Raw genomic sequence first — 7,952 nt, 5'->3', positions numbered from 1 at the left:
TAACAGGCTTGCTAACGAACCCAGCGAGACGGGCTGCCATCCAATGACTCGCATGAGACGTGCCTCGTTGCCAGCTGAGCACGGAGCGAGACGCATGAGTCCGCACCGGGACCGTCGATCTGGACTTTTAATCCGTAGGTTGTGGGTTCGAATCCCACGGGGCCCACTGTATTTGTGCTGTTCAGAGCCCTGACACGGCTGAAGTCCGGTCGCGGCTCTATCTCGACGTGGTGTCCTTGGCCACCATGCGGCCACCGGGCCGCTGCCCGCCCTTCGAGTAGCTGGCGCCAGGCGGTGGGCATCTTGGCTGGTCAAGAACTCGCCGGGCAGAACCGACCTGCGGATTGTGCGCCCGCGCTCCCCCGGCCCTGGCTGGGACCACGCAGGCTCTCGGCGACACGCGTGTTCCCGGCCGAGGCGGACAGCCGCCAAGTCGCTCACGCGTCGGGCGAGCTCACACCCTTCGGGGCGGTTCGCTAAGCAGATCAGTCCTCAGAGTCTTGGGTCGGCGGGCTCGGACTCCAGAGCAAAGACGGCGAACACCAACTGGTGCAGCCCCGCAGCTTGATCCCGCCCTGGACCTACCCATCGGGTGAGGTGGCCGGTGTGACGACCGTCTTCCTCGAGCCGGTCCGCGCCGCCCGCGAGGCCGGCATGCCCTGCTCCGTGATCGGCTCCCTCGTCGGGACTACCGGCGAAGCAGCCCCGGCAGCGCTACACCAGCAAGGCTGCGAGGCGCGCGCCGTGCGACACGTGCGCAAGCCTGGTGACAGGACCACCTATTCTGTATTACGATTTGGGGATGGAGAAGATCAAGGGTGTACCGGTCACCGACGAGATGATCCAGCAGTTGGCCGATGAAGCCGAGAAGGGCTACGACGTCGATCAGCTGCGCAAGCGAGGCCGCAAGCCGATGGGTGACGGCCCCGCACGGGTGGTGCCCGTCCGTCTCGACGACACCCTGCTCACCGCCGTGGACGAGCGCGCCGAGCGCGATCACACCACCCGCTCCGAGTTGATCCGTGCTGCCCTACGTGCCTACGTCGCGTGAAGGTCAACCCCACAGCACTCAAGCACGGCATCAGCGAGACCGACATCCTGCATGCAGCAGAGAACTGGGCCTATGCCAGCGACCCTGACGATGACATGCCTGCCAAGCAGTTCGTGCTCGGCTTCGACAGGAGCGGCCGTCTTCTCGAGCTAGCGATCCTAACCTTCGACAGCGGGCACCAGCTCGTGATCCATGCCATGAAGGCCCGGCGCCAGTACCTACATCTCCTTGAGTGAGGACGCACCCAGCGGCGTGCCAGACGCCACCGCGTCCACAGAGCGGCATGAGCGGACGTTCCGCGAGTCCTTAGTGCGGAGGCGACCTGGTCGGTTCGCGGCGAAATGACGCGCCTTGCGGATCGCGGCATGATCGGACGAGCGTAGCCGTCCTCCACGCGGCAGATGAGTGCGTTCAGCAGGGTCTCGGAATGTGATGCGGTGTGCCGCCGAATACATCATTGGTCGCTGCTGAGGCGTCGGGCCAACGGACCGAGTCAGTTCTTGATGATGTCGAGGAGCAGATCGCGATCGATCCGGAAGTACTCGTGCATCACTAGGCGTGCTGCAGGCTGTCGCCGCTGTTGGCGAAGGCCACACCAACCGCTGCCACGCGGCTCTGGACGTGTAGGCGGCTGTAGCTGTTCTCCAGGTGCTTGCGGACGGTTGCGGGGGAGATGCCGAGCTGGTGCGCGACCTGCTGGTTGGTCATACCCGCACGGACCAGGCCAAGGATCTGGCGTTGCCGCTCGGTCAGCGGCGGCTCCACGGCGGGCAGGACGGAGCGCAGAGTCCGCAGGAAGAGCGGCTGTAGGTGCGGCTGCAGCAACCGGACCAGGAAGCGGTCCAGGTCACTGAACGGCTGCCCCTCACTGCGGCCGACCAAGAGGCGAAGGTTCACACCGGGCCCGCACGGCCAGGCCGCCAGGATCTCGTCGTGCACGTGGGGAAGGGCCTCCAGGTGCATCGGGTGCCGGGCCCATTCCCGCTCGCTGTAGACCTCGCGCAAGGAGACCACCATGGGGGTGCTCACCCGGTCCGGGAACGAGCACGTGCTGGACGGGTAGTACTTCCAGAACGGATCATCGGCGTCGTCCTCGACGTACTCAATCCCTTGAGTGACGTATTCCTCAGCGGTCGCCATCTGGGCGTGTCGGACCCGCCGGGCCGAACCCTGCATGTCCAGGAAAGTGGCCCAGTCCCCGCCGATCGCGTCGCGGACCCGGTCCAGCACCGCGAAGGTTATGTCCACCGGTGAGCTGCTAGAGGTGTCGTTGGCGACGTCGACCATGTCCCGGAGCCGATCGAGGTCGAGGCTGCTGATCGTGGCTCTGCTCATGGCGGTCTCCATTGCACCGGTTGGTCCAGTCAGACTACGCGCGGAGCGTCGCTGGGTGACATACGCCGAACGTCGTATTCCGCGGGCCGGGTGGGTGCGGGAACGCTGAGAACAGCGCACCACCCTGGGCGCGCAACCACGCATCACCGATCGGAGCGGTCCCATGAACAGGAACTCGATACCACGCACGCTGGCGGCGCTGGCGGCGCTGGCTGCCAGCTCACTTCTCCTCGGCACGGTCGTGATGACCGCCTCGGCCCAGGAAACCCCCCAACGAACCGTTGCCAGCACCATGGTCGCGGCGTCCAGCTGCGAGCCGCCACCGCCTGACAACCCGGCCACCGGGCGCAATTGGGGGCCGTTGTTCCAGCTCGCGGTGTGAGCCCTGTCCACGACACCCGGCGCCCCCGCCAGGGTGCCGGGCGCCGACGGGCCCTCTGATTTCGGGGACTGCTGGCCAGACCTGGTGGACCGCGGCACGGATGGCCTGGTCGTCTTCGGCGACCACGTTGGCAGGTGGTCCGGGCGGGCAGAGAGAGCGCGGCAGGACCGGACGCTACCGCGTCACGGTATGCGGCAGTAGCGGGCGATCAGACGCCGGGGCCGGCCATGACCTCGATCAGCGCGCGCAGCCGGTCGAGGTCATCCTCAACGAGTTGGCTATCACGATCGAACGCATCGTCGGTCAGTTCAATCTGGCGGATGGTGAACACGACTTCCGCCCCTTCCGGATGGGCGAGGACTCTGAGGGGATTCGTGACTGTCGTACCCGATGGCAGCGTCACGTCGTGGTCGAGGACTCCGTACTCGTTGCGCGGGACGAAGCGCACCGTGACCTGCCCCATGGGTGACTGGACGAGGAAAACTTCACCATCACCTACGACCTCGGCCTGGGCCAGCCCGGCTGCCCATCCGGGAAGGTTGTCGGGATCTGATGCGAACTCGTAAACGGCCTCGGGCGAAGCGGCAATGACGCAACTGATGTGGCGAGATCTCACGCCGCTCATCGTGGCAGCCGCCACCGACAGATGCCGCACCGGGGACGACCGCGACTTCGGCAGGTGCGAACGCCCTCGGTATCCCAGGTTCAGGCCCCGCTCGCGGCAAAGTCGGACGAGCGTAGCCGTCCTCAAGTGCGGCAAAGTCGGACGAGCGTAGCCATCCTCAGTGCGGCAATGTCGGACGGGTCAGCCGTTTGGGCGGACAAGTCCTGTTTCGTAGGCCAGTACTACGGCTTGTACGCGTGAGACCACACCGAGTTTGGCAAGCACCCGGTTCACGTGCGTCTTCACCGTGGCAGGTGAGACGACCAGGGTGGCCGCGATCTGGTCGTTGGACAGCCCCTGGGCCATGAGCACCAGCACCTCGCGCTCTCGCTCGGTGAGCTTCATGACCGGGGCCAGCCGGGCCTCGGTGGGTGGTGGGTGGCGCAGATGCTGCTCGATCAGTCGCTTGGTCAGGCTCGGCGCGAGTAGCGACTCGCCTGCGTTCACCATGCGGATTCCTTCGATTAACCGGTCCGGCGGGGTCGCTTTGAGTAGGAAACCGGCCGCGCCTGCAGCGAGGGCGTCGTACACGTAGCGGTCCAGGTCATACGTCGTGAGCATCAAAACTTTGGTGGGCAAGTTTGCCGCGGTGATCTCACGCGTGGCGGCGATCCCGTCGAGTACTGGCATCCGGATGTCCATGAGGGCCACGTCGGGACGGGTCCTCCGGACGACCTCGATTGCCTCCTGACCGTCGGCGGCCGTCCCGACCACCTCGCAACTGCGTGCCTGCAGGACCAGCTGCAGCCCCGTGCGGACCAGCTCCTGGTCGTCAGCAACGACCAACCGGATCACGGTGTGACCTGACGGGCCAGCGGGATATCGACCTGGATCGTGAACCGCTCACCGTCGTCGGTCCGGTCCAGGGTGCCGCCCAGCAACTCGACCCGCTCGACCATCCCCTGCAGGCCCAAGCCCGAGCCCCTGACTGCACGGTCGGTCCCGAACGGGTTGGCGCACGAGATCCGCAGTCGGTCCGCAGCTACCGTGATCTTTAGGGTCACCGGCCCGTCGGCGTAGCGCAGCGCGTTCGTCAGCATCTCCTGCACCACCCGGTACGCCGACACGTCGATGCCACCGGGCAGGTCCTGGGTCGGCAGGTCGACCTCGGCCTCGACCAGTAGGCCCTCAGCGCGGAAGGTATCGACGAGGACAGGGACATCCCTGAGGCCGGGAGCCGGGCGCAGGCCGAGCTCGTCGGCGTCGTCTCGGATCAGGTGCAGCAACCGACCGGTCTCCTCCAAAGCCCCCCGCCCGGTGTCGGCCACGGACTGCAGCAACGTGACCGCACGGTCGGGCGAGGTACGGAGCAGGTCCTGCGCCGCGGCGGTCTGCACCACCATCGCGCTCAGGGAGTGGGCGATCACGTCGTGCAGTTCCCGGGCGATCCGTTCCCGCTCCTGGGCCACGGCCCGGTCCCGAATGAGATCCTGCTGCTCGGCCAGCCGGCGCCGCTGGTCGTCGAGGCGCCACACGATCCGGCCGAACACGTACGGCGGCACAGTCAGCGACAGCACAAACACCATGTCGGTCCAGTCGTGGTCACGAGAGTCCACGAAGGCGTAGTCAATGAGCAAGAAGCCCAGGATTACGACGAGACCTGCCACGCCACGCAAGCCCGTGATCCACCGGGCAAGCGAGTAGATCGCCACGATCAAGAACAGGATCGGCGCCGCCACCTGGTCCAGTTGAGGGCCGACCCATGGGATGACCAGCAACGCCGCCGCCGAAGCCGGTCCGACCACGAGCGGGTACCGGCGCCGGAACACCAGCAGCCCCCCCGCCACCGCCTCCAGTCCGACAGCGACTGTCCATCCGTGCGTGCCGAGTGCGGCGAGCTCGGCGGCGCCGAGCACGACCATCAGCGCGGGCAGCACCGCATCCCGCCAACCGAGCCGCTCTTCCTCCACTCTTCCCAGGTTACGGCTCACGAGAGGTGCGGTGGCGTCAACCCAGGGGTGGAGAAAGGGTCCCACCCTAGCGCCGACGACCGAGACCCCGTGCGCTCCTAACGTGAGGACCAATGGCGCCGCCGGCGCCCGGACCAAGGAGGACGTCATGTTCGAGTCGGAGGAAAACCAGCGGCGCATCGGCCGCTTCGCGTGGGTGATGGCCTGGGTTGGGCTGGTGGTAGGACAGTTGCACGCGCTGTCTCGCTACGCGACCACGGACGGCCAGGAGGACCTCGAACTGCCGCTGACCGCAGCATGGGCGAACCCAGCCACTGAACTCCTCGCACCCCTGCTCACCTGGGCGAACCCGGATGTGGTCTACGTGACCTACGGCAAAATCTGGTTCCCGGTGTTCGCGGCCTTCACCCTCTGCGCCTACGTCGTGTACCAGCGCAGACAGCCCAGCGGCAGCGAGAAGTGGGTCTGGCGGTTTGCGCTGACCGGCTACACCATCGCGTGCGTCGCTGTGTTCCTCGAGTACTGGACCCAGTGGACGGGCAGCTACAACGGGGACGGCATCCAGGGCCTGCTCTTCTCGTTCGCGTGGGTGGTCATCCTGCCCGGCCTGCTGCTCACCCTGCTCGGCTCCACCGCATTGGGAATCACTCTGCTCCTCAAGCGCTTCCGCCCCGCCCTGGCCGCGTGGCTGCTGGCCGCGATGATCCCATTTGCCCTCGTTATCCTGCAGGTCACCTCGATGGGCAGCGTGGCCCTGCCAGTCATGTTCGCCTTCGCGATCCTGGGCCGCAGGATCGCCCGCACCGCGGCGCTGACCAAGCCTGCCGCATCCCACCACGCCACCCTCGCCTGACCCGACCGGCCACCCGTCTGGCCGACAGAAGGAGAGCTGCCACAGATGCACCGCGAAGCGGTGACCTGTCCTCCCAACGGCAGTTGAGTGGGTTAGGAGGCAAAGAGGCTGCGGGTCGGGCCGCAGGGAAGGGATGAGACTACGGCGACCTGCGGCGAGGAGGAGTCGACGGTAGGTTCACGTCACGCTCTGGCCCTCCGTGTGCTGGGCGCTCGGCCTTCGCTCGTCATGCTGCCCGGGCCGCGACCTCGATTGATGGGCCATCACGGCGCGGTGTGGCGGTGCGTCGAAGGAGAGGAGTCGGGGTGGCCTACGGCGCGCAGGTAGGTCACCACTGCGCTGACCCGCCGGTGCACCGAGGGTTCGCTGGCCAGACCGAGCTTCGCGAAAAGCGTGTTGCTGGCCTTCTCCACCGACGACTCCGACAGCGACAGCGACCAGGCGATGGCCGCGTTCGAGAGCCCGGTGGCCATGTGCTGCAGCACCTCGAGCTCCCGCGGGGTGAGCGCGTCCAGCCCTGATTCGGCGGTGAGGCGCCTTCGGCGCACCAGTGTGTCGACGAGCACGGGGTCCACGATCGACCCGCCGCGGCTGGTTTCCTGCAGGGCGTGCACGAGCTGGGCCGGGTCGGCGACCCGTTCCTTAAGCAGATAGCCGAGCCCCTCGGCGCCGTCGCCGAGCAGGGCAAGCACGTACGCTTACCGCGTCACGGGGAGCGGCAGGAGCGGACGTTGCCCAAAGCGGACGCAGGAGTGGAACCAGCGACATACGCGGCGGATTGACGCAACAGTCCACTGTGCAGAGGACGGATGGACGACGGCTGTCAGCGGTCGAGGGAGGGTCCGCCCGGCAGACTTCCGACCAATCCGTGTGATCCTGGGGTCTGTTGATGTCGAGACGACTACGCGGCGGATGGAGGGGTCATGGACGCGGCATGGCTTGGACTCGCTGGCGTGATCGTCGGCGTGGCCGGGACGCTATTGGTGACCTGGATAAACGCACGGGCGGCGGCAGCGCAAGCCAGGCAAGCGCGTCAGGAAAGGCGCATGGACGATGTTCGACAACTTGCAGTGGAGGGCTATCTCGCGGCGGTCGAAGCTGTTGGTTGGCTGAGCACCATGCACGTGGAAGACTCTGTCGACCCCCAATTTGCGGCGGAGTATAGCCCCAAGACCGATGCAGCCATTGCCAAGCTCGAGGAAGCTCGTCGCGCACTTGGGCGTGTTGCCGGACTCGGCGGGAGCAAAGAACTTGCGGAGGTGGCACAAGAAACCTTCAGCGCTCTCATCGTGCTCGCTGACGCTTGGCGGCGGGCTCAAGAGTACCGCAGGCGCTTTCTTCCGGGAAGCAAGTTTGAGAAAGCGGCTTTCGACCGGGAGTACGCGCGCTTGGACCTTGCCCGAGAACGCATCTGTGGATTCGCAGGTGAACTTCCCTCGAAGGAGATCGACCAGGGCCAGGTCCTGGAGGGCAGCCTGCTGTACCGTCTGCGGCAGGCGACAATTTCCATTTAGGTAGGCAGATGAGCTCCTGGTCAATGCTCTATTCGCGCTTCTCATACGGAACGGAAAGCTGCGTCGTCGAACGACAGTTGACGCATGCCCGCGCATCTTTGTGGCTGTTTCGCGGCGAAATGACGCACCGCTCGTGGTTACGTGACGCGGCGTGGCGGCTCTCGCACTGTTGGGGCTTCCCCTGGCAGACTGCCGGGTCGATCGTGATGCTCCTCGGGCGGGACATGGCATCAGGGCATCGCG

The 7,952-nt window shown here is 66.3% G+C and carries 11 protein-coding genes; 6 read left to right on the top strand and 5 right to left on the bottom strand.

What is annotated here, in order from left to right:
• The first annotated feature begins 802 nt into the window (after positions 1-802).
• Both ACR2FV_RS08125 and ACR2FV_RS08120 read left to right on the top strand, forming a co-directional pair.
• Positions 803-1,051, top strand: coding sequence for a ribbon-helix-helix domain-containing protein (locus ACR2FV_RS08125; RefSeq protein WP_434015191.1), 249 nt, complete (start codon positions 803-805; stop codon positions 1,049-1,051).
• Complete coding sequence (locus ACR2FV_RS08120; RefSeq protein ID WP_434015190.1) at positions 1,048-1,287, top strand: toxin; 240 nt, start codon at positions 1,048-1,050, stop codon at positions 1,285-1,287. Before ACR2FV_RS08125 ends, ACR2FV_RS08120 begins: the two co-directional genes overlap by 4 nt.
• 316 nt (positions 1,288-1,603) lie before the next feature.
• Here the strand turns inward: ACR2FV_RS08120 and ACR2FV_RS08115 are convergent, their stop codons facing one another.
• On the bottom strand, positions 1,604-2,386 hold the full coding sequence (locus ACR2FV_RS08115; protein WP_434015189.1) for a helix-turn-helix transcriptional regulator: 783 nt from the start codon (positions 2,384-2,386) through the stop codon (positions 1,604-1,606).
• Between the two features lie 163 nt (positions 2,387-2,549).
• On the opposite strand from ACR2FV_RS08115, the gene ACR2FV_RS08110 reads away from it, so the two are divergent.
• Entirely contained in the window at positions 2,550-2,768 is a 219-nt protein-coding gene (locus ACR2FV_RS08110; protein ID WP_434015188.1) for a hypothetical protein, read from the top strand.
• A 208-nt stretch (positions 2,769-2,976) separates the two neighbouring features.
• Here the strand turns inward: ACR2FV_RS08110 and ACR2FV_RS08105 are convergent, their stop codons facing one another.
• The 3 genes from ACR2FV_RS08105 to ACR2FV_RS08095 all read right to left on the bottom strand — a co-directional run bounded on the left by ACR2FV_RS08105 (position 2,977) and on the right by ACR2FV_RS08095 (position 5,363).
• Entirely contained in the window at positions 2,977-3,393 is a 417-nt protein-coding gene (locus ACR2FV_RS08105) for an SRPBCC family protein (RefSeq protein ID WP_434015187.1), read from the bottom strand.
• A 180-nt stretch (positions 3,394-3,573) separates the two neighbouring features.
• A complete protein-coding gene (locus ACR2FV_RS08100) occupies positions 3,574-4,227 on the bottom strand; it encodes a response regulator (RefSeq protein ID WP_434015186.1) in 654 nt (217 codons plus the stop codon).
• Positions 4,224-5,363, bottom strand: coding sequence for a sensor histidine kinase (locus ACR2FV_RS08095; RefSeq protein ID WP_434015185.1), 1,140 nt, complete (start codon positions 5,361-5,363; stop codon positions 4,224-4,226). The genes ACR2FV_RS08100 and ACR2FV_RS08095 overlap by 4 nt, the downstream gene beginning before the upstream one ends.
• A 127-nt stretch (positions 5,364-5,490) precedes the next feature.
• On the opposite strand from ACR2FV_RS08095, the gene ACR2FV_RS08090 reads away from it, so the two are divergent.
• Complete coding sequence (locus ACR2FV_RS08090; RefSeq protein ID WP_434015184.1) at positions 5,491-6,195, top strand: hypothetical protein; 705 nt, start codon at positions 5,491-5,493, stop codon at positions 6,193-6,195.
• 263 nt (positions 6,196-6,458) lie between these two features.
• Here ACR2FV_RS08090 and ACR2FV_RS08085 read toward each other — a convergent pair whose 3' ends face one another.
• Positions 6,459-6,887 (bottom strand): LuxR C-terminal-related transcriptional regulator, encoded by a 429-nt coding sequence (locus ACR2FV_RS08085; protein ID WP_434015183.1) that lies wholly within the window; start codon positions 6,885-6,887, stop codon positions 6,459-6,461.
• 231 nt (positions 6,888-7,118) lie between these two features.
• On the opposite strand from ACR2FV_RS08085, the gene ACR2FV_RS08080 reads away from it, so the two are divergent.
• A complete protein-coding gene (locus ACR2FV_RS08080; RefSeq protein WP_434015182.1) occupies positions 7,119-7,709 on the top strand; it encodes a hypothetical protein in 591 nt (196 codons plus the stop codon).
• Between the two features lie 8 nt (positions 7,710-7,717).
• Positions 7,718-7,952, top strand: a 235-nt coding sequence (locus ACR2FV_RS08075) for a hypothetical protein (protein ID WP_434015181.1), incomplete at its 3' end; no start/stop codon positions are given.

Source organism: Ornithinimicrobium sp. (genome assembly GCF_051004135.1).
Lineage (GTDB): Bacteria > Actinomycetota > Actinomycetes > Actinomycetales > Dermatophilaceae > Ornithinicoccus.
This window is presented reverse-complemented; position numbering and strand designations above follow the sequence as displayed.

What these genes read in the sequence shown, in the direction of transcription:
- ACR2FV_RS08125 (WP_434015191.1), top strand. Translation starts at nt 803, where the DNA reads ATGGAGAAGATCAAGGGTGTACCGGTCACCGACGAGATGATCCAGCAG.
- ACR2FV_RS08110 (WP_434015188.1), top strand. Translation starts at nt 2,550, where the DNA reads ATGAACAGGAACTCGATACCACGCACGCTGGCGGCGCTGGCGGCGCTG.
- ACR2FV_RS08105 (WP_434015187.1), bottom strand. Translation starts at nt 3,393, where the DNA reads ATGAGCGGCGTGAGATCTCGCCACATCAGTTGCGTCATTGCCGCTTCG.
- ACR2FV_RS08090 (WP_434015184.1), top strand. Translation starts at nt 5,491, where the DNA reads ATGTTCGAGTCGGAGGAAAACCAGCGGCGCATCGGCCGCTTCGCGTGG.
- ACR2FV_RS08115 (WP_434015189.1), bottom strand. Translation starts at nt 2,386, where the DNA reads ATGAGCAGAGCCACGATCAGCAGCCTCGACCTCGATCGGCTCCGGGAC.
- ACR2FV_RS08080 (WP_434015182.1), top strand. Translation starts at nt 7,119, where the DNA reads ATGGACGCGGCATGGCTTGGACTCGCTGGCGTGATCGTCGGCGTGGCC.